The following is a 26,219-nucleotide window of genomic DNA, read 5'->3' as shown; positions in this document are numbered from 1 at the left end:
TGGGGAGCAAACGGGCACGTTTTTCAGCATTTTCCACTGAGGAAATTGAAGGGTAACAAAAGAGACTCATGACTCATCCGGCGAGGGCTGACCCGCAGGACGCGGCATAGCGAAAAAAAATCACCCACAGGCAGCACCGCGAGTCGATTCATCCCATTTAGGGGGGAAGGGAAAAACAGCAGAAAATGGGGAAGAGCGGGGGCAGCCATCGCAAACCGGGGACAATGGCTGCCAGCCCAGATGAACCGTGGCTTTGGTCAAGTTACCCACAGAAACTGTGGATAACCCTGTTCATGAAACTTGGCGAACAGGCTGAAAGCCGCGCCAATACTGGGCTGCAAGGACTGTTCAAAAAATACCTGCAATAAATTGTTTCTATAAAAATCAAATAGTTATGCGCAGCAGAACAAAACGCTGCTGGTCAGTATCGGGAGATCAAAAGGGAGTCAGGCCGCAGGGAAGGGCTTGTGCATTAAAATTGGAAGAGGAAAGCACTAAAGTGGATAACTTGCACCGAGATGGTGAGGAATTGGCTCCCCCGACTGGACTTGAACCAGTGACATACGGATTAACAGTCCGCCGTTCTACCGACTGAACTACGGGGGAACATCAGGCAAGGAGGTGCATCATACAGAGGTCGTATTTCGGGGTCAATAGCCATCAGGGAGGGTGAGCGGATACCCAGCTCCTTCAACTCGGGGTACACTGCTCCCTTGCCGTTTTTTGCCGGGAGTCGTCATGAGCAAGTTATTCCAGTTGGCCAGCCAGTTTCAACCCGCCGGGGATCAGCCGAGGGCCATCGCCCAGCTGCTCGATGGCATCGAGTCAGGACTGGCCCATCAGACCCTGCTCGGGGTGACCGGTTCGGGCAAGACCTTTACCATGGCCAACGTCATCGCGACCCTCAATCGTCCCACCATGATCCTGGCCCCCAACAAGACCCTGGCGGCCCAGCTTTACGGGGAGATGAAGGAGTTCTTCCCCGACAACGCGGTGGAGTATTTCGTCTCTTATTACGACTACTACCAGCCCGAAGCCTATGTGCCGACCACGGACACCTTCATCGAGAAGGATGCTTCCATCAACGATCACATCGAGCAGATGCGGCTGTCAGCCACCAAGGCGCTGCTGGAGCGGCGCGACGTGGTGATCGTCGCCTCGGTATCGGCCATCTATGGTCTGGGGGATCCCCAGGCCTACCTCAGCATGATGCTGCACCTCAAAGTGGGGGACGTGATCAATCAGCGGGATATCCTGCGCCGCCTCGCCGAACTGCAGTACACCCGCAACGACATGGCCTTCCAGCGCGGCACCTTCCGGGTGCGGGGGGAGGTGATCGACATCTACCCCGCCGAATCGGACAAGCTGGCCCTGCGGGTGGAGCTGTTTGATGAAGAGGTAGAAAGCCTCTCCCTGTTCGATCCCCTGACCGGCGCCATCGAGCAGACGGTGGTGCGCTACACCATCTACCCCAAGACCCACTACGCCACCCCGCGGGAGACCATCCTGGGTGCCATCGAGCACATCAAGGAGGAGCTCAAGGGGCGGCGCGAGCAGTTGATGAGCCTCAACAAGCTGGTGGAGGAGCAGCGCATCAGCCAGCGCACCCAGTTCGACATGGAGATGATGCAGGAGCTGGGTTACTGCTCCGGTATCGAGAACTACAGCCGCTACCTCTCCGGTCGCGCGCCGGGTGAGCCGCCACCCACCCTGTTTGACTACCTGCCGGGGGACGGCCTGCTCATCATCGACGAATCCCACGTCACGGTGCCGCAGATCGGCGCCATGTTCAAAGGGGACAGATCCCGCAAGGAGACCCTGGTGGAGTACGGCTTCCGCCTTCCCTCGGCGCTGGACAACCGGCCCCTCAAGTTCGACGAGTTCGAGGCGCTGATGCCGCAGACGGTGTTCGTCTCGGCGACCCCGGGCCCCTACGAGCTGGAGAAGTCCGGCGGTGACGTGGTGCAGCAGGTGGTGCGTCCCACCGGCCTGCTCGATCCCGAGGTGGAAGTGCGACTGGTCACCACCCAGGTGGACGATCTGCTCTCCGAGATCCGCAAGCGGGTCGCCGTGGAGGAGCGGGTGCTGGTCACGACACTGACCAAGCGGATGGCGGAGGACTTGACCGAATACCTGGCGGATCACGAGGTACGGGTGCGCTATCTGCACTCGGACATCGATACCGTGGAGCGGGTGGAGATCATCCGCGACCTGCGCCTTGGCAAGTTCGATGTGCTGGTGGGCATCAACCTGCTGCGCGAAGGCCTCGACATGCCGGAAGTCTCCCTGGTGGCCATTCTGGATGCGGATAAAGAGGGCTTCCTGCGCTCCACCCGCTCCCTCATTCAGACCATCGGCCGGGCGGCACGCAACCTCAACGGCAAGGTGATCCTCTACGGGGATACCATCACCAACTCCATGAAGGTCGCGATTGAAGAGACCGAGCGGCGCCGCGCCCTGCAACACGCCCACAACCTGGAACACGGCATCGTGCCGAAGGGGCTCAACAAGGCCATCGGCGATGTGATGGACATGGGGGGCAGCCGCACGGCGGGCAAGGCCGGCAAGGGGAGTCGCAAGGCTGCCGAACCGCAAGGGGAGTACCATGCCCGCTCTGCCAGCGAGATCAGCAAGGAGATCAAGCGGATGGAAGAGCAGATGTTCCAGCATGCGCGGGATCTGGAGTTCGAACAGGCGGCGGCGCTGCGGGATCAGATCCAGCGGCTGCGCGGCGAGCTGATCGCGTCATGAGCACCAGACGCTGGCTCATCTGGCGGCGTTTGCGCCGCCTCTATCAGGGCTTTCGCCACCCAGGCACGCCCTGGTGGGTGAAGGGGCTGGTGATCCTTATCCTGCTCTATGGCATCAGCCCGGTGGACGTTGTCCCCGATGTGGTGCCTCTCCTTGGCTGGCTCGACGACGCGACCCTGTTGCTGCTCCTCTTGTGGGGCTGGGAGAAATGCCTGCCCGGCGAGGTGCTGGCCGCTCTGGACAAGGCCGAGTGAGCAGAACCCTACGTTCAGGGAAAGGGAAAAAGAAGGGGGATTGAATGACTCCCTTCATGGAGTTCGAAAAAGGGGACCATGGGGAGATTGTGAGCCAGGTCTCATTGGCGTAGACTCCACGCCGTTCACTTCATGGGTACCAAAAAATGGATCTGATCCTCTTTGCCATCGACTTTATTCTGCACGTTGACGTACATCTGAAAGAGCTGTTTGAAAACTATGGGATCTGGGTTTACGCCATCCTGTTTCTCATCATCTTCTGCGAGACCGGGCTGGTGGTGACTCCCTTCCTGCCGGGGGACTCCCTGCTGTTTGCGGCAGGAGCCCTCACCGTGGGCAGCGTGCTGGACGTGCACACCCTGGCCGCCGTGCTGATCATCGCCGCGGTGCTCGGCAACGTGGTGAACTACACCATAGGCCACTTCTTCGGTGAGCAGCTGTTTCGCAACCCCGATTCCAAAATCTTTCGTCGGGACTATCTGGTCAAGACCCATGCCTTCTATGCCAAGCATGGCGGCAAGACCATCATCATCACCCGTTTCCTGCCCATAGTGCGGACCTTCGCCCCCTTCGTGGCGGGCATGGGGGCCATGACCTATCCCCGCTTCCTGGCGTTCAACCTGGTGGGGGGGCTCTTGTGGGTGCTCTCCTTCGTCTATGCCGGCCACTTCTTTGGCAATCTGCCGGTAGTGCGCCACAACTTTACCCTGCTCATCTTCGGCATCATCGCGGTTTCCTTGTTGCCCATGGTGATCGGCATGGTGAAGGCCAGGAGAAGTGCCAGCAAGGCCACCTCCGAAGGCGCGTGACATCGCCGTGCACGACATGAAACAAGGGAGCCTATGGCTCCCTTGTTGTTGGTAGGCTGAGTGGCAGGTCGCCGCTGCGCCCTTTGACCCGCTTGTGGCCTGTTACGATGATGCACACCCGCAGGCAGCCACTTCATTGGCAGAACAGGGAGAAGGAGATCCGGCCCTCTGGGCATGGGGCCGTGAGGTGATAAAAGAGGAGATGAAAAGGGAGCCATGGGCTCCCTTTTATGGTCGAGTGAACGACTAGTTGCAGCAGCGCCCTTTTATCAGGTTGCCAGCAGCCACGATGACGAACACCAGCAGGTAGGCGGCAAAGATGACCACGAGCCACTGCGGCATGGAGAAACCGAGGAACTGCCAGCTGATCTCGCTGCAGTCGCCGTCCGGGTAGAACATCCAGGGAACCCACTTATCCAGTGGTGCCCAGGCAGGGAAGTCAACAAACCCTTCGCATACGTTGAAGGGGGAGGGGTTCATCTGGTAATCCACGTGCTTGAGCGCCAGTTTCAGGCCCCAGAAGGCGCTGTAACCCCACAGGAGCATGGCACTCCAGCGCAGGTACCAGCGCTCTGGCGCGACCATGCCGAGGAGGCCGGCCGTGAGCACGCCGAGGAGGGCGATACGTTCATAGATGCACATCACGCAAGGGTGCAAACCCAGCACGTGCTGGAAGAAGAGGGCGCAGAGTTCCAGCGCGAAAGCGGAGGCTGCCAGCAATCCCCAGGCCAGACGATGACTGGCAATGCGGCGAAGATACTCGATCATCTGATTGATCTCTCAGAGAAAAATAGTGGCTGAATTAGAGCAGAGCCCCATCTGAAAAGAAAGGGGCCGAACAGCCCCTTTCATGATCAGTGTGTGGCCGGGGTGGGCAGTGGCACTGCCCCATGATCCAGCAACCACCCTGCCTGATAGAACCATTCGGTTGCAGGACCGAGGAGCAGTTCCACGGAGAAAAAGCCGACAAGCCCCAGCACCAGGGTATAGGGCAGCGCCATCCAGACCATGCGGCCATAAGAGAGGCGCAGCAGGGGAGCGAGGGCCGAGGTGAGCATGAACAGGAATGCGGCCTGGCCATTGGGGGTGGCGACCGACGGCAGGTTGGTGCCGGTGTTGATGGCCACGGCCAGCAGATCAAAATGCTCGCGGCTGATGGCGCCGTTGATCAGGGCGGTCTTCACCTCGTTGATGTAGACGGTGCCGACGAAGACGTTGTCACTGACCATGGAGAGCAGACCGTTTGCCAGGTAGAAGAGGGCAAGCTGATCCTCCGGCTTGGCCGCCAGTACCCACTGGATCACCGGCTTGAACAGCTGTTGATCGATGATGACAGCCACCACGCTGAAAAAGACGGTGAGCAGGGCGGTGAACGGCAAAGCCTCCTGGAATGCCTTGCCAAGCGCGTGTTCTTCAGTCACGCCGGTGAACGCCGTCGCGAGCACGATGACCGTCAGGCCGATCAGCCCGACTGCAGCCAGATGGAGGGCAAGACCCGTGATAAGCCAGGTGGCAATCAGCGCCTGGACGATCAGCTTGGCCTTGTCCTGCGGGGTACGTTGTGCGTCCTCGTCGCGCTCGTAGGATTCCATGATGTGACGCACGGGCTCGGGCAAGCGGGCGCCATAACCGAACCAGCGGAATTTTTCGACCAGGATGCAGGTCAGCAGGCCGCAGATGAAGACCGGAATGGTGACTGGCGCCATGCGAATGGCAAATTCACCGAAGTGCCACCCGGCCTGTTCACCGATGATGAGGTTCTGGGGCTCGCCGACCAGGGTGCAGACGCCTCCCAGGGCCGTGCCGATGGCGGCGTGCATCATCAGGCTGCGCAGGAAGGCGCGAAACTCATTGAGGTGCTGGCGACTCAGCTCATCGATCCCCTCGTCATCCTGATGCAGATCCCCGGACTCATCGCTCGAGGCCACCTTGTGGTAGATGGCGTAGAAGCCGGTGGCGACGCTGATCACCACTGCGATCACGGTGAGGGCGTCGAGGAAGGCGGACAAGAAGGCCGACACCAGACAGAAGGCGAGGGAGAGCAGCGTCTTGGAATGGATGCGCACCAGCATCTTGGTGAAGACGTAGAGCAGCAGCTGTTTCATGAAATAGATGCCGGCCACCATGAAGACCAGCAACAACAGCACCTCTATGTTGGCCACCAGCTCATGCTTGATCTGGTCCGCCGAGGTCATGCCGATGAGCACGGCTTCGATGGCCAGCAGGCCACCGGGTTGCAGCGGGTAACACTTGAGCGCCATGGCCAGGGTGAAGATGAACTCGACCACCAGCAACCAGCCAGGAAGGGATCAAGGTGGAAGACGATCGGATTGATCAGCAGGAATAAGACGATGGCAAGTTTGTACCACCGTGGGGCATTGCCCAAAAAATTCTTTGCAAAAGCGCGCCCTAGGCTGATTGGCATAATGATGGTTCTCTGTGCTGTTGTTGGTATCTGCGTCTATGCAGTCGAGCCCGACTCGGCCCGAGCATCCGGATATTCACCTTTATCAAATTGATTGCACATGATTTTAATCAAGGGAGCGCTAACTATAAATAACGCCGCGATACTTGCCCAGCGAGCAAACGCTTATATCCCCATCATTTGGTGTTGGTTGACTCCCCACTTGTTGCTGTATACATATTCTTAACAAAAAGATCGGGGTAATGTGAGCAGAGGACCGACCTTCTGCTTGCCAGCATGACCGGCTTTGCTATTATTCGGGGGCCTTTTTACGCACTACAACAGAGTCATTACATGGTCATTAAAGCGCAAAGCCCTGCCGGGTTTGCCGAGGAATACATCATCGAGTCCATCTGGAACAATCGCTTTCCTCCTGGATCCATTCTGCCGGCGGAGCGCGAGCTGTCCGAATTGATCGGCGTGACTCGCACTACCTTGCGTGAAGTGTTGCAGCGCCTTGCCCGTGATGGCTGGCTCACCATCCAGCATGGCAAACCGACCAAGGTCAACAATTTCTGGGAAACCTCCGGTCTCAACATCCTGGAGACCCTGGCGCGTCTCGATCAGGACAAGGTGCCGGATCTGGTGGCACAGCTGCTCTCTGCCCGGACCAACATCTGCACCATCTTCATCCGTGGCGCCATTCGCAACAACCCGGAACAGGCCGCCGAGATACTGCGTGGTGCCGATGATGTGGAGAACACGGCCGAGGCCTATGCGGACTTCGACTACCGTTTGCATCACCAGCTTTCGTTTGCCTCGGGCAACCCCATCTATGCCTTGATCCTCAATGGTTTCAAGGGCTTGTACAGCCGGGTTGGCCGCTACTACTTCTCGGACAAGCAGGCGCGCGAAACCGCAGATGCCTACTACAAGACGCTGCGCAAGCTGGCCGAAACCAAGGATCACGAAGCCGTGTTCATGACGGTGCGCCAGTACGGCATCGAGTCTGGCAAGCTTTGGACCCGTCTGCGTCAGGACATGCCAAGCAACCTGTGTGACAACTGATTGCCCTGATCCAAGAAAAACGCGCCTGATGGCGCGTTTTTTTATGCCCGGTACTGACGTCAGGTCATGCTCTTGCGGTCCGGACAACGGCCGATGATATCTGCGGATAGCTCGCCATTGTCCTGCTCCAGCACCACATCGAAGCCCCACAGTTGATGCAGATGCTTGAGCACCTCGTGACGTGACTCGCCAAGGGGGATGCGATTGTGGGGAACATAGCGCAGGGTCAGGGAGCGATCGCCTTTCACTGCCACGTTGTAGACCTGAATGTTGGGCTCCAGGTTGCTCAGGTTGTATTGAGCGGACAGGGTGCTACGCACCAGCCGGTAGCCCTCTTCATTGTGAATGGCGGATACCTTGAGGTAGTTCTTCAGATCGTCGTCATCGATGGCAAAGAGCTTCATGTCGCGCATCACCTTGGGACTGAGGAACTGGCTGATGAAGCTTTCGTCCTTGAAGTTCTGCATGGCGAAATGCAATGTCTCGACCCAGTTGGTGCCAGCGTAATCGGGGAACCAGTATTTGTCCTCCTCGGTTGGGTGTTCGCAGATGCGACGCAGGTCGGTGAACATGGCAAAGCCAAGGGCGTAGGGGTTGATCCCCGAGTAATACCGGCTGTTGTAGGGGGGCTGATAGACCACGTTGGTGTGGCTGTGCAGCACCTCCAGCATGAAGCGATCGCTGATTTTTCCCTCGTCATAGAGGTGGTTGAGAATGGTGTAGTGCCAGAAGGTGGCCCAGCCCTCGTTCATCACCTGCGTCTGCTTCTGCGGGTAGAAGTACTGACTGATCTTGCGCACGATACGCACTACCTCGCGCTGCCAGGGCTCGAGCAGGGGGGCATTCTTTTCGATGAAATAGAGGATGTTCTCCTGAGGCTCGGCAGGATAGCGCCTGTCTTCCACCCCGGCAATCTTGTGCTGCTTGGGCAGGGTACGCCACAGCTCATTGACCTGGGTTTGCAGATAATCTTCCCGCGCCTTCTGGCGTCGCTTCTCCTCGGCCAGAGAAATCTTCTGGGGCCGCTTGTAACGATCCACCCCGAAGTTCATCAGGGCATGGCAGGAGTCGAGCAGTTTCTCCACCGCATCGATGCCGTGTTTTTCCTCGCACTCGGTGATGTAGTTCTTGGCAAACAACAGGTAGTCGATGATGGAGGAGGCATCGGTCCAGGCCTTGAACAGATAGTTGTTCTTGAAGAAGGAGTTGTGACCATAGCAGGCGTGGGCCATGACCAGCGCCTGCATCGGCATGGTGTTCTCTTCCATCAGATAGGCGATGCAGGGGTCCGAGTTGATGACGATCTCGTAGGCCAGTCCCATTTGGCCGCGCTTGTAGTTGCGTTCGGTGTGGATGAAGCGCTTGCCGAATGACCAGTGTTGATAACCGATGGGCATGCCCACGCTGGAGTAGGCATCCATCATCTGCTCTGCGGTGATCACCTCGATCTGGTTGGGATAGGTGTCGAGCCGATAGAATTTGGCGACCCGGGCTATCTCCTGGTGATAAAGCTCCAGCAGATCGAAGTTCCAGTCAGGACCATCGTCCAGCGGCGCTATCTTTCTTGCGGTTTCTACCATATGTGATCCCTCAAGCCGCTTGCTTCTTGAACAATTCCCGGAACACCGGATAAATGTCCTCGACCTTGCGAATGTGCTCCATGGCGAAGTGGGCGTATTGCTCTGCCACCGCCTCATATTCGTGCCACAGGGTCTGGTGGGCGCGGGTAGTGATCTCGATGTAGGAGTAGTAACGCACCTGCGGCATGATGTCGCGCATCAGGATCTCCCTGCACTGGGGTGAGTCATCGGCCCAGTTGTCACCGTCCGATGCCTGCGCCGCATAGATGTTCCACTGGTTGGCGGGATAACGTTCGTTGATGATGTCGTTCATCATCTTGAGCGCACTGGAGACGATGGTACCGCCGGTCTCCTGGGAGTAGAAGAACTCGTGCTCGTCCACCTCCTTGGCCTGGGTGTGGTGGCGAATGTAGACCACCTCGACATTCTTGTAAGTCCGGCTCAGGAATAGATAAAGCAGGATATAGAAACGCTTGGCCATCTCTTTGGTAGCCTGATCCATGGAACCGGAGACGTCCATCAGGCAGAACATCACCGCCTGGCTCGAGGGGACGGGCCGTTTGACAAAGTTGTTGAATTTGAGGTCGAAGGTGTCGATAAAGGGGACCGCATCGATCCGCCGTTTCAGCTCCCTGATCTCTTTTTCAAGTTGCGCCATTTCGGCGAAATGGTCGTTGGGCTCGCAAGCCAGCTGGGCCAGGCGCTCCTCCAGTTCACGCAACTGACGTTTCTTGCCTGCCTGCAGCGCCATGCGCCGCGCCAGCGAATTTTGCAGGGAGCGCACCACGTTGATGTTGGCAGGCACCCCGTTGGAGGTGTAGCCGGCCCGGTAGGTCTTCATCTCCATCAGCTGGTTGAGCTGGGTCTTTTGCAGCCGCGGCAGTTCCAGATCCTCGAACAGCAAGTCCAGGTACTCGTCCTTGGAGATCTGGAAGACGAAATCATCGACGCCCTCTCCTTGATCCGAGGCCTGGCCCTCGCCACTCCCCTGGCCGCCGCCACCCCCTTTGGGCCGGTCAATCTTGTCACCAGATACGAACTGGTCGTTGCCCGGATGCACCATCTCCCGTTTGCCGCCATGACCCTGATGAAAATGGGGTTCCCCGATGTCCTTGGTCGGGATGCTGATGCTCTCCCCCTTGTCTACGTCCTGAATGCTGCGCTTGGAGACAGCATCCGAGACCGCTTGTTTTATCTGCTTCTTGTAGCGGCGGATGAAGCGCTGCCGATTGACAGCGCTTTTGTTTTTGCCGTTGAGCCTGCGGTCGATAAAATGCGCCATAACTCCCCCTTGAACACGGCAGGGTCAGGATGACTTGCGTACCCTGAGATACCACTCGGAGAGCAGCCGCACCTGTTTGCGGGTGTAGCCTTTCTCCATCATCCGTTCGACAAAGTTATCGTGCTTCTTCTGCTCCTCAGCCGAGGTTTTGCTGTTGAAGGAGATAACCGGCAGCAGCTCTTCCGTGTTGGAGAACATCTTCTTCTCGATCACGGTGCGCAGCTTCTCGTAACTGGTCCAGTTGGGGTTACGGCCTGCATTGTTGGCCCGGGCACGCAGCACGAAGTTGACGATTTCGTTGCGGAAATCTTTCGGGTTGCTGATCCCGGCAGGTTTTTCAATTTTCTCCAGCTCGCTGTTGAGAGACGCTCTGTCAAACAGCTGGCCGGTTTCGGGGTCACGATACTCCTGATCCTGGATCCAGAAGTCGGCGTAGGTGACGTAGCGATCGAAGATGTTCTGACCGTACTCTGAATACGACTCGAGGTAGGCGGTCTGGATCTCCTTGCCGATGAACTCGACGTAGCGCGGAGTCAGGTAACCCTTGATGAACTCCAGATAGCGATCGTGCAGCTCTTGCGGGAACTGCTCGCGCTCTATCTGCTGCTCCAGCACGTAGAAGAGGTGCACCGGGTTGGCGGCCACTTCCGCGTGGTCGAAGTTGAAGACGCGGGAGAGGATCTTGAACGCGAAGCGGGTGGAGAGGCCGTTCATGCCCTCATCGACACCGGCATAGTCGCGGTACTCCTGATAGCTTTTCGCCTTGGGGTCCGTGTCTTTGAGACTCTCGCCGTCATAGACCCGCATCTTGGAGTAGAGGCTGGAGTTTTCCGGCTCCTTGAGTCGCGACAGCACCGAGAACTGGCCCAGCAATTCCAGAGTACCCGGTGCGCATTTGGCCTCGGTCAGCTCGCTGTTGAACAGCAGTTTTTCATAGATCTTCACCTCTTCCGAGACGCGCAGGCAGTAGGGCACCTTGACGATGTAAACACGGTCGAGGAAGGCTTCGTTGTTCTTGTTGTTGCGGAACTGCTGCCACTCGGATTCGTTGGAGTGGGCCAGCAGGATGCCGTCGAAGGGGAGGGCGGAGAGCCCCTCGGTACCGTTGTAGTTTCCCTCTTGCGTCGCCGTCAGCAGCGGGTGCAGCACCTTGATGGGGGCCTTGAACATCTCGACGAACTCCATCATCCCCTGGTTTGCCTTGCACAGCGCACCGGAGTAGGAGTAAGCATCGGCATCATCCTGGGCGAAGTGTTCCAGCATGCGGATATCGACCTTGCCGACCAAGGAGGAGATGTCCTGGTTGTTGTCGTCCCCCGGTTCGGTCTTGGCGATGGCGATCTGATCGAGGATGGAGGGGTTCACCTTTTCCACCTTGAACTTGGTGATGTCGCCACCAAACTCGTGAAGGCGCTTGGCGACCCAGGGAGACATGATGGGACGCAGATAACGGCGAGGGATGCCGTACTCCTTCTCGAGGATTTCGCCATCTTCGTCGATGTCAAACAGGCAGAAGGGGTGATCGTTCACCGGTGAGCCCTTGATGCGATAGATGGGCACTTTTTGCATCAGGGATTTGAGTTTCTCTGCTAGCGAGGATTTACCGCCGCCAACCGGTCCGAGCAGATAGAGGATCTGTTTCTTCTCTTCCAGGCCCTGAGCGGAATGTTTGAGATAGGAGACAATCTGTTCGATGGCCTCTTCCATGCCATAGAAGTCTTTGAAAGCGGGATAACGCGCGACGACGCGGTTGGAAAAGAGACGGCTGAGACGTGGATTGGTCGAGGTGTCGATCATTTCCGGCTCGCCGATGGCGGTCAGCAGACGTTCGGCGGCAGAGGCGTAGCAGGATTTGTCCTGTTTGCACATATCCAGAAACTCCTGGATGCTGTACTCCTCCTCTCTGGCCTTCTCATACCGCTGTTGATAGTGCTCGAAGATGCCCATAACTTAGCCCTCGTTATAGTCGCTTGCCCTGAAAAAGAGTGGATCACTACTTTTGTTCTGTTTACCTCATAAGCCTAGTCAACAGCCCCCAGTAATCCATCGCCATCATTGGTTTAAGTTTGTGCGGGAGCTTCCCGATCCTCGTGCGGGAAGAAGCAGTAAGTGACATACCTATGTTACTGACTGTTAAATTATTTTTGCCACGACAGTGATGCAAATGTCAAAGACATAAAAAATAAATCTTTGCGTGCCAGAGGGAGAAAATGGTGACGCTCTGTTTTGTCAGGGGGCGGTGCCAGCAAGGGCAAGGGCGGCAGGGAATAGAGGGTGAAAGTGCATGTCGCTTACGTCAACGTAATGTCATTTGTTTGGTGCTTTTGCTCTAATTTTTACATTGACGCTACATTCTGGCTGCTCTAGATTGGCCCTGTGTCGAGCAGTCATCGCTTTAGCAAGAGAGTGGGTGATTGTGCAGATACTAAGCTCTGTTTAAGCACGTTTCCGTTGGCTTGACCCTCGCATCCGCGAGGGTCTTATTTTTTCAGCGCCTGAACGGCGCCAAACCTGCAAGCTCAGGATTCGGCGGGATAGAGGGCTGACACCGCTGCCAGCACCTCGGCGAAGGGATGGTCCGCCAACTGGCCAAAACCGGCCAGATCCCTGGCCTTGAGACGGGTCGTCAGCGGGGTGGCGATGCCACACAGGAAACGGGTCAGGATCCTGGGATGGCGCTGATGGCACAGGGCGATCAGCGGATCGCACCAGGCGCGCAAACCGTGCTCGTTGGGCAAGCCCGGTGATGCAATCGGCGGCAACACGGCGATCTCTCCCCGGCAGATGGAACAGTGCCCGCACCGCTCGGGGGCCGCGTCGTCGGCAAAATAGCGGGCAAGCTCATGGCTGAGGCAGGTGGTCGAGGTGAAAAAGGCCAGCAGCGCCTGAAGGCGGGCCAGCTCGCTCTGCTCTTTCTTTTCAAACAATCCATGCAGCTCTTCAGCCAGGGTCGCGGTATCGATTTGCTGGCTCAGCACCCGATAGACCTCGGTCATCTGCTTGCTTTCAAGCTCGATCCAACCCTGCTGCTGCAGGTAGTCCAGCGCCGTCGCGGCGCGCTGGCGTTCCCCCTGGTATCCCTGCCACAGCGCTTCGAAGTCCATGGTGCACCAGGTGCGCGCCTGGGGGGCGCAGGCAAAGACCTGCTCCAGGAACTGGCGGCGTTCGGGATTGAAACGAGCGAGGATCGCCTGTTTTTCCAGTACGAACCTGAAACGGTACTCGGCAAAGTAGCTGTAGGCCGGTGCAATGACCCCTGCCATCTCCAGATAGACCAGCAGGGTCTTGAGGGGCAGTTGGCGAATGTTGGTCTCGTTGGAGAGGCGCAGCAGGCTGAATTCCCACTCGGTGCCGCTCTGGCGCACGATATCGAGCAAGTGCGCGATGGCGTCCCTGTCCGGCGTATCCCCATAGACGAAGTTTTCCAGTACCGGCAACTGGGCGCGGCTCGCCAGCACGGTGCAGCGGGAGGGAAGCCCGTCACGTCCGGCGCGGCCTATCTCCTGGCTGTAGTTCTCGATGGACTTGGGGAGGTCGTAGTGAATGACCCGGCGAATGTCGGCCTTGTCGATGCCCATGCCAAAGGCGATGGTGGCCACGATGCAGTCGAGTCTGCCAGCCATGAAGTCGTGCTGGATCTGGCTGCGCAGGGCGGGATCGAGCCCCGCATGGTAGGCGCATGCCCGGATGCCGCTGGCCTGTAGCTGCGCGGCGCACTGCTCTGCGCTGTGTTGCAGAGTCACGTAGACGATGGTGGGGGCGGCCGGATCCCGCTGCAGCTCCTCGCGCAGCCAGGTATCGCGGGCAGTGCCGGCCAGCGGGAGGACGGCCAGATCCAGATTGGGTCTGTAGAAACCGGTGACCACCAGATCGTCCCGGTCGATGGCAAATTTTGCCTGCATGTCCGCCATGACGGCCGGGGTGGCGGTGGCGGTCAGCAACAGCACCTGGGGAATGGCCAGTTCACGGCGATGATCCGGCAGCTTGAGGTAGTCGGGGCGAAAGTTGTGGCCCCACTCCGAGATGCAGTGGGCCTCGTCCACTACCAGCAGTGACAGGGGGATGTGGGCGATGAAGCGGCGAAAGCGCTCATTTTTGAGGCGCTCCACCGAGATCATCAGGATTTTGAGCTGGCCATCGCTGGCCTGCTGCATCACGCGCCTGCTCTCTTCCGCTGTCTGACTGGAGTCCAGAGTGGCGGCGGCGATCCCCTTGCTGCGCAGAAAGGCGAGCTGATCGTGCATCAGGGCCAGCAGGGGAGAGATGACCAGGGTCAGGTGGGGCAGTGCGAGGGCGGGCAATTGATAGCAGAGGGATTTCCCCGCGCCAGTCGGGAAGATGGCTGCGGCGCTCTTGCCGGCCAGCAGACGACTGATCACCGCTTCCTGCCCGGGCCGCAAGCGATCAAAGCCGAAGTGTCGGGTCAATAAAGAGGTGATCATGGCAAGGCTCCCTGAAAAAAGGGCGTCATCATATCACTTCTGGCCCAGTGGTGGCCGATGATCGGACTGGTTTGGTGACATTTTGACCGTGGTTGATATTGTGTTATCACATTGTTGTAGATTTTTTGTGAGGTAACCCTGATATTTTTCAGTGATTATGTGGAAAAAAACCATGGCAGATGGGATATTCCTGTCCGCAACCCCACGCGAACGGGACAGATCCACCAGAAGAGCTGCCCACGGCGTCACCGTCAACGGACCGGTGCCAATGCGCGGGGCTGGTTGCCAACAGGACTAATGATTCACGCACCATGAGTGCACAGGGACTACTTGATGACACAACAACACCCCCTCATTCGACTGGTCAACAGCACCAGTCTGGTTAGCCAGATCCTGGTCGGTCTGGTATTCGGTATCCTTCTTGCGATGTTCATGCCCGAGTGGGCCAAGGCGGCGGGTCTGCTCGGCAGTCTGTTCGTCGGCGCCCTGAAGGCCGTGGCGCCGCTGCTGGTCTTCGTGCTGGTGATGTCGGCGATCATCGGCCACAAGCACGGCCAGAAGACCAACATGAAACCGATCCTGCTGCTCTATGTGCTGGGTACCTTCCTGGCGGCTGCCGTGGCAGTGGTGGCGAGCTTCCTCTTCCCCTCCAACCTGCATCTGGTGGCAGGCGCTACCGAGATCACGCCGCCGGGGGGCATCACGGAAGTGCTGCAGACCCTGCTGTTCAACGTGGTGACCAACCCGGTGAAAGCACTGCTGGAAGCCAACTATATCGGCATCCTGGCCTGGGCCATCGGCCTTGGTATCGCCATGCGTCACGCCAATGAGAGCACCAAATCACTGATTTCCGATGTGTCTCACGGGGTTTCCGCCATCGTCAAGGCCGTGATCCGTTGCGCTCCGCTCGGCATCCTGGGTCTGGTTGCCTCCACCCTGGCTGAAACCGGCTTCGATGCGCTGTTTGGCTATGCCCAGCTGCTGGCGGTACTGATCGGCTGCATGCTGTTCATCGCCTTCGTGGTCAATCCGCTCATCGTCTTCTGGAAGATCAAGCGCAACCCCTATCCCCTGGTGCTGACCTGCCTGAAAGAGAGCGGTGTGACCGCCTTCTTCACCCGCAGTTCCGCCGCCAACATTCCGGTCAACATGGCTCTGGCCGAGAGGCTGCGCCTGCCGGAAGACACCTATGCGGTCTCCATCCCGCTGGGGGCCACCATCAACATGGCCGGCGCCGCCATCACCATTACCGTGCTCACCATGGCGGCGGTGCATACCCTGGGGATGGAAGTGGACATGGCGACCGCCATTCTGCTCTCCGTCGTCGCCACCATCAGTGCCTGTGGCGCTTCCGGTGTGGCGGGCGGCTCCCTGCTGCTGATCCCGCTGGCGTGCAGCCTGTTCGGTATCAGCAACGACATCGCCATGCAGGTGGTGGCCGTTGGCTTCATCATCGGGGTGTTGCAGGATTCCGCCGAGACGGCCCTCAACAGCTCCACCGACGTGCTGTTCACTGCGGCCGCCTGTATGGCCGAGGATGAGAGCCTGCTGGATGCCGCCCCGGTGCCCAGCCGCGAAGCCTGATCCCCTAAGACGTTCCGCTCTGCACAGGCGCCCTCTTCGGAGGGCGCTTTAATTATTTGCGTGCGCGTCAGGCGCCCTGCACCTTCTCGCCGTGTCATGGCATTGACAGTGCTCGGATCCCCCTGTGTGATTTCCCGGGAGGGGCCCGTTGGCCGCCTTCGTGTTCTCGCCACCGCCAACACGCCATTCCCTGTACCAACGTGCCCGGCGCTGCATTCGGCCGGGCATATCGGGCTGCTTATGCTGTCAGCATGGCGGCTTGTGGCATCCCCTCTGGTGACCGAAGGGGTCATCTGTTCTTCGGTCGCTGCACGAGAATCCCGGTCAAGGCCCTCTCGGCGGTTTGCCTGCGCCCTGTGGCCGGAATTTTCCTTGAATGCCTTGAAGAAAGGCTCCATTGGGTGGGGATGTCGGCTCTCTGGGCTAAACCCCGAAGAGCGGGCGTTCCTGGTAAGGGCAAGGGCTCTGGTGTTCTGCCTGGCAAGGCCGATGGCGCTCAGCAGATGACGGGATAACACAGTACGTCTTGGTCGTGTGTCATGGGGAAAGGAATATGAGCGGCAAGCTGTCACCAAGGGGAAAGAGAGTGGGTGAAAGGGCTGTCTCTGATTTGAGGGCTGGGGGCTCTGATCATCTGAGCCCAGTACCTGATGATCATAACGAACACAGCCCGGCAGAGGAGATCTGCCGGGCTGTGGGAGGCGCCGGGCCAGATGCTGGCCCGACGGTATCGCAGGAAGGCTTAGCCGACCAGTTGATAAAGGATGGCGGAGATGGCGATAAGGCCCATGGTCGCCACGAAGACGTTGCTGATCTGGCCCTGGTATTTCGCCATGGCCGGAACGCGCTTGATGGCGTACATGGGCATGAGGAACAGGATGGTGGCGATGATGGGGCCACCCAGGGATTCGATCATCCCGAGGATGGAGGGGTTGATCACGGCCACGCCCCACAGGGTCAGGATGAAGAAGGCGATGATGAATAGCTCCACCTTCTTGTGGTTCGGTGCCTTGCCGGAGCTGCGCATGTTCTGGACGATCATCCCTTTCAGACCTTCACGGGCACCCAGATAGTGGCCGAAGAAGGAGGAGACGATGGCCACGAAGGCAACCAGCGGACCGAAGTAGGAGATGATGGGGCTCGCATGCTGGTTGGCCAGGTAGGAGAGCACGGCGATGTTCTGGGACTTGGCTTCTGCCAGCTGGGCCGGTGTCAGGCTCATCACGCAGGAGAAGACGAAGAACATCACGAAGCCCAGCAGAATGATGGCGGTGCGCTTGAGGATGGCGTCGGACTTGGCGACGGCATGCTCACCGTGATCACGGCGCTGGGCCAGGGCGAAGCTGGAGATGGCCGGGCTGTGGTTGAAGGAGAAGACCAGCACCGGGATGGTCAGCCACAGGGTGGTGGCGAAGTCCTTGGTGCTCGGCATTTCATTCAGGGCCGCACCGGTCCAGTCCGGGATCAGGTACAGGGAGATGCCCGCCAGAATGGCGATGAGCGGATAGACCAGGAACTCGGTCACTTTCAGCATCAGCTTCTCGCCAGCCAGCATCACGGACATCATGGCCATGATGAGCACGATGGAGAGGATCCAGCGCGGGGGCGGCGTTATCTGCAACTGGTTGACCAGGAAGCTTTCCACCGTATTGGTGATGCCCACACCGTAGATCAGCACGATGGGGTAGATGGCGAAGAAGTAGAGCAGGGTGATCAATTTACCGGCACCCACGCCGAAGTGCTCTTCCACCACCTGGGTGATGTCGGCATTGGGTTGCTTGGAGGAAAGCACGAAGCGCGCCAGACCACGGTGTGCCAGGTAAGTCATGGGGCCGACCAGCAGCGCCATCACCACCAGCGGCCAGAAGCCATCCATGCCGGCGTTGATGGGCAGGAACAGGATGCCTGCACCGACGGCGGTACCGAACAGGCTGATCACCCAGGTGGTGTCTTGTTTACTCCAACCGCGAGATTGGACCGAGCTGATTCCTTGCTCCTGTGCGGCTGCAACATCCTGTGCGCCAGTGACAGTATTGGACATGTGTCTCACCCCGAATGTGTGGTTTTAATTAGTCGGCGCAAGAATACTTTCTTTTTAATCAAAAATGTTGATCAAATTCACCTTTGTGCGGCTGAAACCCGTACTTTCTTGTAGAAATGTGATCAAAAGAATAAAAAATCAAAATTTATTTATCAAATGCAGTGTTATTTGAATGTTAACTGGATAATTTTCCACCTCATTGTGTTGTCAAAATGTTATGTTGAGATGTGCTGGGCAAGCTGGCGGATCATGCTGGCAGTGGCTCCCCAGATGAAAGATTGCTCCCAAGGGATCCAATAGATGGTGTGACGTCCGTCCGCCCTTGGCAGGCTCAGGGCTATGTGCTGCCCCGGATCCAGCACGTGGGCGAGGGGGACTTCGAAGGCCTGGGCCACCTCGTCCTGGCTCAGGGTCAGCCCGTAGCCTGGGTCGAGCATGGCGAGGACCGGCAGCACATCGTAGCGCGAGACGGTATTGAGAGGGGTGAGGCTGCCGATGATCCGGATCTGGGAGGGGGGAATGCCAAGCTCCTCCTCGGTTTCCCTGAGCGCGGTGTGAATGAGGTCCCGGTCTTCCGGGTCCTGACGCCCGCCGGGAAAGCTGATCTGCCCCGGGTGGTGGCGCAGGGCGGCGCTGCGGCGCGTCAGCAGCAGGTGCAGGCCCTCGGGGCGCTCCACCAGGGGGATCAGCACGGCGGCAGGTTTGAGCCCGGCCAGTGCCAGGCGATGGGCGGGGGCGGGGCGCTGCAGCAAAAAGCGGGTCAGCAGCTCGGCACTCGTCATCTCCATGGGTCTCCTTGTGTCGGCCCCGCAGGGCCGGATGGGATCAAAGGGCATCAAGCAGTGGCAGGATGCGGGCCACCTTGTCGTAGGTCTCCTGATATTCGGCGTCGGGATCGGAGTCTGCGATGATGCCGCCCCCCGCCCAGCAGTGCAGCTGACCGGCTTCGGCGATCAGGGTACGGATGCAGATGCTGGTATCCATCCTTTCGTGCTGACTCAGATAACCGATGCTGCCGCAGTAGGCATTGCGCCGCACCGGCTCCAGCTCCTCGATGATCTCCATCGCCCGGATCTTGGGAGCCCCTGTGATGGAGCCGCCGGGGAAGCAGGCCCGCAGCAGATCCACTTCTTGCCAGCGCGCATCCAGTTCTCCGTGAATGGTGGAGACCAGATGATGCACCGCCGGGAAGGATTCCACGGCAAAGAGATGCGGGACCGTGACCGATCCCGGCCGGCTCACCCGGCCGATGTCGTTGCGCAGCAGATCGACGATCATCAGGTTCTCCGATCTGTCCTTGTCGGCGCTGGCGAGCGACTCGGCCACCCTGGCATCCTGGGCGGGATCCGGGTGGCGAGGCCGGGTGCCCTTGATGGGCTTGGTCTCGATATGGCGCTTGTCGAGCAGCAGGAAACGCTCCGGGGAGAGGCTCAGAATGGCGCTTTGCGGCAGGCGGATAAAGGCGGAGAACGGCGCCTTGTTGGCGGCGCTCAGGGCGAGATAGGCGGACCATTCATCCCCCTGATAAGGGGCGCTGAAGCGCTGGGTCAGGTTGATCTGGTAACAATCCCCCGCCGCCAGATAGGCCTGGATACGGGCAAACTTGTCGCCGTATTCGGCCCGCGTCATGTTGCTCTGCCAGGGGCCGGTCAGGCGAAGGGGGAGGGTGGTTCGTTCGCGTTGCGCCATCAGCCAGTCGAGCCTGCGGGCGAGGCCGGCTTCATCACCCCAGTGGGCCAGCTGCCAGTGTCCCGTTGCGACATTTCGCAGCAGCGCCCAGTCGTAGATCCCGACCGCCATGTCGGGCACCTGGATGTCCTGTTGCGCCACTGCGGGCAGACGCTCGAATCGTCGGCCCAGATCGTAGCCAAAGAGTCCCAGGGCTCCCCCGATAAACGGCAATCCCGAGTCATCCTCAACGCGCTCCCCGAGCAGGGCTTGCTGGGTCTTGGCGAGCAGGGCGAGGGGATCGCCGTCATGATGGTGCTGGTGGTTATCCTGGGTGAGGCAGGTGCTGGTACCCCGGGTTTCCAGGGTGGCAAGCGGATCGGCGCTGATGATGTCAAAACCGTTGTCAGCCCCCAGGGGGCCGGCGGATTCCAGCAGGATGGCCCAGTGTTGGTGTTGCAGGCAGGCGAACCAGGTGTGGAGCGAGACCTGCGGGTCGAAATGGTGGATATGCAGTCTTGGTTTCATTTTTTGTTACATAGGCAACAGTTTGCGCCCGGCTCCCTAGCCGGTTCGGGTGGTCAAGCGTATCATGGCCGCCGGCATTTTTAAGAAAAACACCGTTATAAAAACACGCCGCAGTCTGCCGGCTCCAGGTGCATTTGCCACCTGCCGAAGGCCCGGCTCATATGGAAGCCCTTGCTCGCGCAAGCGATAACAAGGACCAGTGAGGATGATATGAGCATCATTAGAAAACAGGACTTTATCGATTCCATTGCTGACGCCCTGCAGTACATCTCCTTCTACCACCCCCTCGATTTCGTGCAGGCCGCCAAGGCCGCCTATGACCGCGAGATCAACCCGGCCGCCAAGGATGCCCTGGCCCAGATCCTGATCAACTCCCGCATGTCTGCCGAAGGTCATCGTCCGCTCTGTCAGGACACCGGTATCGTCACCTGCTTCGTCAAGATCGGCATGCAGGTACAGTGGGACAGTGACATGACGGTCCAGGAGATGGTGGATGAGGGCACCCGCCGTGCCTACACCAATCCGGACAACCCGCTGCGCGCCTCCGTGCTGGCGGATCCGGCCGGCAGCCGCAAGAACACCAAAGACAATGCCCCCGCTGTCGTGCACATCGACATGATCCCCGGCGACAAGGTGGAAGTGAGTATCGCGGCCAAGGGCGGCGGTTCCGAAAACAAATCGAAGATGGTGATGCTCAACCCCTCCGACGACATCGTGGAGTGGGTACTCAAGACGGTACCGACCATGGGGGCTGGTTGGTGCCCGCCTGGCATGCTCGGCATCGGCATCGGCGGCACCGCCGAGAAGGCGGCGGTGCTCGCCAAGGAAGCCCTGATGGAGCACATCGACATCCAGGAGCTGATTGCCCGTGGTCCCGAGACCACCGAAGAGAAGCTGAGGGTCGAGCTCTATGACAAGGTCAACAAGCTCGGGATCGGTGCCCAGGGGCTGGGCGGCCTGACCACGGTGCTGGATGTGAAGGTGAAATCCGCACCGACCCACGCCGCCTCCAAGCCCGTGGTGATGATCCCCAACTGCGCCGCCACCCGTCACGTGCATTTCGAACTCGATGGCTCCGGCCCGGCGGAGCTGACACCCCCCAGGCTGGAAGACTGGCCGGAGATCACCCGTGAGTCCGGTGGCAATGTGCGCCGGGTCAACGTGGATGGTATCACCAAGGCAGAGCTTGCCAGCTGGAAGAGCGGCGATACCGTGCTGCTCTCCGGCAAGATCCTGACCGGCCGCGACGCCGCCCACAAGCGCATCGCCGACATGCTGAAAAAGGGTGAAGGACTGCCCGAAGGGGTCGATTTCACCAACCGCTTCATCTATTACGTGGGCCCGGTCGATGCGGTGCGTGACGAGGTGGTCGGCCCGGCTGGCCCCACCACGTCCACCCGGATGGACAAATTCACCGACATGATGCTGGGAGAAACCGGCCTCATCGGCATGATCGGCAAGTCCGAGCGCGGCCCCAAGACGGTCGAGAGCATCAAGCAGCACCAGGCTGTCTACCTGATGGCGGTGGGCGGCGCCGCCTATCTGGTGGCGAAAGCCATCAAGAAGGCGCGCGTGGTGGCCTTTGCCGATTTGGGGATGGAGGCCATCTACGAGTTCGAGGTGGAAGACATGCCGGTCACCGTGGCGGTCGACTCCCAGGGCAACAACATCCACGAGACCGGCCCGGCCTACTGGTCCGCCAAGATTGCCGAGCTGGAGACCAAGCTGGCTTGATCAATCGGGCTTCGGTGCAAACGCAGAGCGATTAGCCCCGTACAGCAGCATGTTGAAAGGCGACCCTCGGGTCGCCTTTTTTGCGGGCCTCATTTGACGGTCTGGACCTGAGCAAATTTACTGCTGCTGTGCTGCTGTGCTGCTGTGCTGCTGTGCTGCTGTGCTGCTTTGTCTTTGTCGCCATGACATCCCGGGTCGGAAGCCTGGATAACCCGGTGGGCAATGCCGGCGCATTGGCTGTCACGCCGAAGGGGCGATCAGTGGTTCAGGTAGACATCCTGGCCGCCGTAGCTCAGTGCCCCACCCAGAGGGGTTGAGGGCTCGAAGAAGCGGGTCAGGACACCGGCACGCTGGCCCAGGGTGCTCAATGTGCTCCGGTCCAGGGCGACCTGCTCGGGCAGCCAGGTCAGCACGGCGGCACAGTGACCATTGATCAGGCTCTGCTCCAGCAGGCGCTGCCAATTCTTGATCTTGGGGGCGTGCACGACAAGCACCCTGGCAGGATTGATCCCTCTGGCCTGCAATTGCGCGGCGACGGGCAGGCCTGGCGGGGCGACGAGCAGGATCCAGCCACTGTCGGACTGACTCAGTTGCCCCAGGGCATCCAGCAGCGGCGCTTCCTGATGGAGAGGGCCGCGCCGCTGCTCTTGTCCCATCTTGCTCTGATGGCGAGTGGGCCAGGTGGTGATCAGACCGGCAGAGGAGGAGGGGCAAAGATTCAGGGGCTGGCTCATATGTCGTTCCTGTATGAATAACCATGCTGTATGCGTATACAGTAGTTCTGTTCGCAAGGAGTGACAAGTCATTTGTGGCTAAAAGTGTGAGCCGATTAACAGGGGATGATTTTAACTACATGATTAAAAAGGATATTTATATCTTCCTTATAGAGGGTGTTTTTTAACCTGTAGACAAACTTCGGGTCGGCGCTCATGGTTATACAGTCCTGTATGGGGAGAGGAGGGAGCGAGATGGACGTCAGTACCTTGCAACGACTGGATGCCAACATTCTGCTCGGGATCATCAACGAAAAGCTGCGGCTGGAGTGTGATGGCCTGGAAGAGCTGCTGGCTTACTACGACATGACAGAAGATCAGCTGGCTACCCGTCTGCAACAGATCGGGTATCACTACGACCCCATGAGCAATCAGTTCAAGGCGCATGGTTAATTGAAATCAAAGGGTGCTCCGATGGGAGCATCCTTTTTATTACCTGACGAGAAGATATGAATTGAAAACGCTTTCAATTTCTCCCGTGTTGACGGTTATTTTCACGTATTTTCAGTCACAGGCAATCATTGAAAACCTATTCATGAAACTATCTTTTCTGTTTTCTTTTATCACTATGATTTAAAACGAAATTTATATTTCATTCAGGCGGACTAAAGGAAAGGGTTTTCATGGTGAAACTGTCATTTTTATGCGTTAAAGTGTGACTCACGTTAACTTTTAAACCCTTGGCTTTAGCTAGTATGCCCCCGCCGGAGCATATTCTGAGATAACAACAGCGCCGGTCCCCCCGATGGGATGACATTTTTTATTTGTAACGAAGGAAAATGGTTTATGGCTACCAAGAAGAAGACAGACCAGGATCTCCAACTGGATAAAGATCAGCTCAAGGCGAGTATCGTGCGTCACCTGCGTTCTACCTTGGGTACAAGCGAACAGAAAGCCTCTCCGGATGCCTGGTGGAAAGCGACCGCTGCCGCCGTCAATGAACAGGTGTACGAGCGCCTGACCCGTACTCAGCAGACTCACTTCAAGAAAGATACTCGTGCGATTCACTATCTCTCTGCTGAATTTTTGATGGGGCGTTTGACCTCCAACAACCTGCACAACCTCTCCCTCTACAAAGTCTGTGAAGAGGCGCTGGGTGAACTTGGTCTGGAACTGACCGATCTTTGCGAACAAGAGCCTGACATGGCCCTTGGCAACGGCGGCCTGGGTCGTCTGGCTGCCTGCTTCATCGATTCCCTGGCCACCCTGAACTACCCGGCGGTCGGCTATGGCATCCACTACGAGCACGGTTTGTTCCGTCAGGAAATTCAGGATGGCCGTCAGATCGAACGTCCGGACTCTTGGCGCGAATATGGCAACCCCTGGGAGATCTGCCGCCCGGAATCGGTGCAGGAGATCCCGCTCTACGGCTACGTGGAGACCGTCTTTGGTGACAAGGGTGGCCTGAAGAAGGTGTGGCACGCCGGTCGCAAGATCAAAGGGGTGCCCTGGGACATTCCGGTGGTCGGCTTCGGTGGTCACACCGTCAACATCCTGCGTCTGTGGGAATCCCGCGCCTCCGAGTTCTTCGACTGGGACGTGTTCAACGCCGGTGGTTATATCGACTCCCAGGCCGAAAAGGCCCAGGCCGAGACCATCTCCAAGGTGCTCTACCCGAATGATGAGACCGACGCCGGCAAGGAGCTGCGCCTGATCCAGCAGTACTTCTTCTGCGCCTGCTCCATCAAGGACATCATGCGTCGCTACAAGCGGGTGCATGGCAGTGACTTCAGCAACTTTGCCGCGCAAATCGCCATCCAGCTCAACGATACCCACCCCACCGTGGCCATCCCCGAGCTGATGCGCGTGCTGGTGGACGAAGAGGGGCTGAACTGGGATACCGCCTGGGGCATCTGCTATCAGGTCTTCTCCTACACCAACCACACCCTGCTGCCGGAAGCGCTGGAGAAGTGGTCCGTCAGCCTGTTCGAGAAGGTACTGCCGCGCCATCTCGAGATCATTTACGAAATCAACGCCCGTTTCCTGAACGAGCTGGTGGAGCCCAAGTGGCCGGGCAACGATGCCATCAAGGCCAAGCTCTCCATCATCGAAGAGGGTGACGTGCGCAAGGTGCGCATGGGCAACCTGTGCGTCATCGGCTCCTCCAAGGTGAACGGTGTGGCCGAGATCCACTCCAAGCTGGTGAAGGAAGATCTCTTCCCCGAGTATGCCGAGCTGTGGCCCGAGAAGATGTGCAACGTCACCAACGGCGTGACTCCCCGTCGCTGGCTGCTGGCCTGCAACCCGGAACTGGCCGAACTCTACAACGAGGTAGTGGGCAAGGAGTGGCCGCTGCAACTGGACAAGCTGCGCAGCGTGGTGAAGTTTGCCGACGACAAGGCGTTCCAGCAGCAGTTCATGACCATCAAGCGCCACAACAAGGAGAAGCTGGTCAAGGTCATCAAGGCGGAAACCGGTATCGACGTGAGCGCGGAGGCGATCTTCGATGTCCAGATCAAGCGTCTGCACGAGTACAAGCGCCAGCAACTGAACCTCATCCACATCATGGCGCTCTACCGTCGCCTGCTGGCGAACCCGGACTATGACATGCATCCGCGGGTGTTCATCTTCGGCTCCAAGGCGGCGCCCGGCTACAAACTGGCCAAGGACATCATCTACGCCATCAACAAGCTGGCGGAGCGGGTCAATAACGACGCCCGTATCCAGGGCAAGCTGAAAGTGGTGTTCATGCCGAACTACCGCGTGAGCCTCGCCGAGAAGCTGATCCCGGCGGCGGATGTCTCCGAGCAGATCTCCACCGCAGGTTACGAAGCATCCGGTACCGGCAACATGAAGATGGCGCTGAACGGTGCCATCACCATCGGGACGCTGGATGGAGCCAACATCGAGATCGCCGAAGAGGCGGGTGCCGAGAACTGCGCCATCTTCGGTCTGAATGTGGACGAGGTGAAGTCACTGAAGGCGCGCGGCTACAACCCGTATGACTTCTACTACGCCAACTCCGAACTGAAAGCCGTGCTGGACTGGTTTGATACCGACTACTTCACGCCGGGTCGCCCGGGGGAGCTCGCCTCCATCAAGCGTTCCCTGCTGGAAGGGGGAGACCCTTACCTGACCCTGGCCGATTTCGAGTCCTACTCCGAGGCGCACAAGCTGATCGACGCCTGGTACCGGGATCCGGCCCTGTGGGCGAAGAAAGCCATCATCAACTCGGCCACCATGGGCAAGTTCAACTCCGACCGCTCCATCCAGGATTACGTAGACCGGATCTGGAAATTGACGAGCTGCAACGTCGGTTGATGTCTGCTCCTGTGAAAAACCCCGCGATGCGGGGTTTTTT

At 58.7% G+C, this 26,219-nt stretch carries 17 protein-coding genes, 1 tRNA gene and 1 pseudogene; 8 read left to right on the top strand and 11 right to left on the bottom strand.

The features are described 5' to 3' along the window. Positions 1-530 precede the first annotated feature (530 nt). Positions 531-606, bottom strand: a tRNA-Asn gene (locus H7R73_RS13075). A 132-nt stretch (positions 607-738) separates the two neighbouring features. Here H7R73_RS13075 and uvrB point away from each other — a divergent pair. The 3 genes from uvrB to H7R73_RS13060 all read left to right on the top strand — a co-directional run bounded on the left by uvrB (position 739) and on the right by H7R73_RS13060 (position 3,814). After that, positions 739-2,751, top strand: coding sequence for an excinuclease ABC subunit UvrB (gene uvrB / locus H7R73_RS13070; RefSeq protein ID WP_103260235.1), 2,013 nt, complete (start codon positions 739-741; stop codon positions 2,749-2,751). Then, on the top strand, positions 2,748-3,005 hold the full coding sequence (locus H7R73_RS13065; RefSeq protein WP_103260234.1) for a DUF1232 domain-containing protein: 258 nt from the start codon (positions 2,748-2,750) through the stop codon (positions 3,003-3,005). The genes uvrB and H7R73_RS13065 overlap by 4 nt, the downstream gene beginning before the upstream one ends. Positions 3,006-3,151: 146 nt before the next feature. Continuing rightward, positions 3,152-3,814 (top strand): DedA family protein, encoded by a 663-nt coding sequence (locus H7R73_RS13060; protein ID WP_042863945.1) that lies wholly within the window; start codon positions 3,152-3,154, stop codon positions 3,812-3,814. A gap of 246 nt (positions 3,815-4,060) precedes the next feature. On the opposite strand, the gene dsbB is transcribed toward H7R73_RS13060, so the two are convergent. Both dsbB and nhaB read right to left on the bottom strand, forming a co-directional pair. Then, positions 4,061-4,582 (bottom strand): disulfide bond formation protein DsbB, encoded by a 522-nt coding sequence (dsbB, locus tag H7R73_RS13055; RefSeq protein ID WP_010674908.1) that lies wholly within the window; start codon positions 4,580-4,582, stop codon positions 4,061-4,063. Positions 4,583-4,668: 86 nt separating this feature from the next. Next, positions 4,669-6,239 (bottom strand): annotated as a pseudogene (nhaB, locus tag H7R73_RS13050) (Na(+)/H(+) antiporter NhaB). 333 nt (positions 6,240-6,572) lie between these two features. Here nhaB and fadR point away from each other — a divergent pair. Next, positions 6,573-7,286 carry a fatty acid metabolism transcriptional regulator FadR gene (gene fadR, locus H7R73_RS13045; protein ID WP_010674906.1) on the top strand — a complete coding sequence of 238 codons (714 nt, stop codon included), beginning with the start codon at positions 6,573-6,575 and terminating at the stop codon, positions 7,284-7,286. A gap of 59 nt (positions 7,287-7,345) precedes the next feature. Here the strand turns inward: fadR and H7R73_RS13040 are convergent, their stop codons facing one another. The 4 genes from H7R73_RS13040 to H7R73_RS13025 form a co-directional block, all read right to left on the bottom strand. Then, positions 7,346-8,866, bottom strand: a complete 1,521-nt coding sequence (locus H7R73_RS13040; RefSeq protein WP_103260232.1) for a SpoVR family protein — start codon at positions 8,864-8,866, stop codon at positions 7,346-7,348. Between the two features lie 10 nt (positions 8,867-8,876). Continuing rightward, entirely contained in the window at positions 8,877-10,148 is a 1,272-nt protein-coding gene (locus H7R73_RS13035) for a YeaH/YhbH family protein (protein WP_182951159.1), read from the bottom strand. Between the two features lie 24 nt (positions 10,149-10,172). Next, on the bottom strand, positions 10,173-12,095 hold the full coding sequence (locus tag H7R73_RS13030) for a PrkA family serine protein kinase (protein WP_010674903.1): 1,923 nt from the start codon (positions 12,093-12,095) through the stop codon (positions 10,173-10,175). Between the two features lie 572 nt (positions 12,096-12,667). Continuing rightward, positions 12,668-14,590, bottom strand: a complete 1,923-nt coding sequence (locus tag H7R73_RS13025) for a RecQ family ATP-dependent DNA helicase (protein WP_103260230.1) — start codon at positions 14,588-14,590, stop codon at positions 12,668-12,670. A 333-nt stretch (positions 14,591-14,923) separates the two neighbouring features. On the opposite strand from H7R73_RS13025, the gene sstT reads away from it, so the two are divergent. Then, positions 14,924-16,174 (top strand): serine/threonine transporter SstT, encoded by a 1,251-nt coding sequence (sstT, locus tag H7R73_RS13020; RefSeq protein ID WP_041215073.1) that lies wholly within the window; start codon positions 14,924-14,926, stop codon positions 16,172-16,174. 742 nt (positions 16,175-16,916) lie between these two features. Here sstT and H7R73_RS13015 read toward each other — a convergent pair. The 3 genes from H7R73_RS13015 to pabB form a co-directional block, all read right to left on the bottom strand. After that, positions 16,917-18,215: a serine/threonine transporter gene (locus H7R73_RS13015; RefSeq protein WP_103260229.1), complete on the bottom strand. Its 1,299-nt coding sequence runs from the start codon at positions 18,213-18,215 to the stop codon at positions 16,917-16,919. Between the two features lie 215 nt (positions 18,216-18,430). After that, the gene (locus H7R73_RS13010; RefSeq protein ID WP_029314598.1) at positions 18,431-18,997 is read right to left on the bottom strand and encodes a CoA pyrophosphatase; all 567 of its coding nucleotides are present in this window, start codon (positions 18,995-18,997) and stop codon (positions 18,431-18,433) included. A 43-nt stretch (positions 18,998-19,040) separates the two neighbouring features. Then, positions 19,041-20,411, bottom strand: coding sequence for an aminodeoxychorismate synthase component I (pabB, locus tag H7R73_RS13005; protein ID WP_103260228.1), 1,371 nt, complete (start codon positions 20,409-20,411; stop codon positions 19,041-19,043). Positions 20,412-20,621: 210 nt separating this feature from the next. On the opposite strand from pabB, the gene H7R73_RS13000 reads away from it, so the two are divergent. Further along, positions 20,622-22,145 (top strand): fumarate hydratase, encoded by a 1,524-nt coding sequence (locus H7R73_RS13000; protein ID WP_039040872.1) that lies wholly within the window; start codon positions 20,622-20,624, stop codon positions 22,143-22,145. A 257-nt stretch (positions 22,146-22,402) separates the two neighbouring features. Here the strand turns inward: H7R73_RS13000 and H7R73_RS12995 are convergent, their stop codons facing one another. Continuing rightward, a complete protein-coding gene (locus H7R73_RS12995) occupies positions 22,403-22,879 on the bottom strand; it encodes a cell division inhibitor (protein ID WP_103260227.1) in 477 nt (158 codons plus the stop codon). A 234-nt stretch (positions 22,880-23,113) separates the two neighbouring features. Here H7R73_RS12995 and H7R73_RS12990 point away from each other — a divergent pair, with 234 nt between their 5' ends. Beyond that, entirely contained in the window at positions 23,114-23,311 is a 198-nt protein-coding gene (locus tag H7R73_RS12990) for a DUF4250 domain-containing protein (RefSeq protein WP_005323525.1), read from the top strand. A 393-nt stretch (positions 23,312-23,704) separates the two neighbouring features. After that, positions 23,705-26,179, top strand: a complete 2,475-nt coding sequence (locus tag H7R73_RS12985) for a glycogen/starch/alpha-glucan phosphorylase (protein WP_103260226.1) — start codon at positions 23,705-23,707, stop codon at positions 26,177-26,179. Positions 26,180-26,219: the final 40 nt, after the last annotated feature.

This window comes from Aeromonas sp. WP2-W18-CRE-05, from assembly GCF_014168615.1.
In the GTDB taxonomy this organism is placed as follows: domain Bacteria; phylum Pseudomonadota; class Gammaproteobacteria; order Enterobacterales; family Aeromonadaceae; genus Aeromonas; species Aeromonas caviae.
Note: the sequence above shows the minus strand (reverse complement) of the source record. Positions and strands in the feature narration are given on the sequence as shown.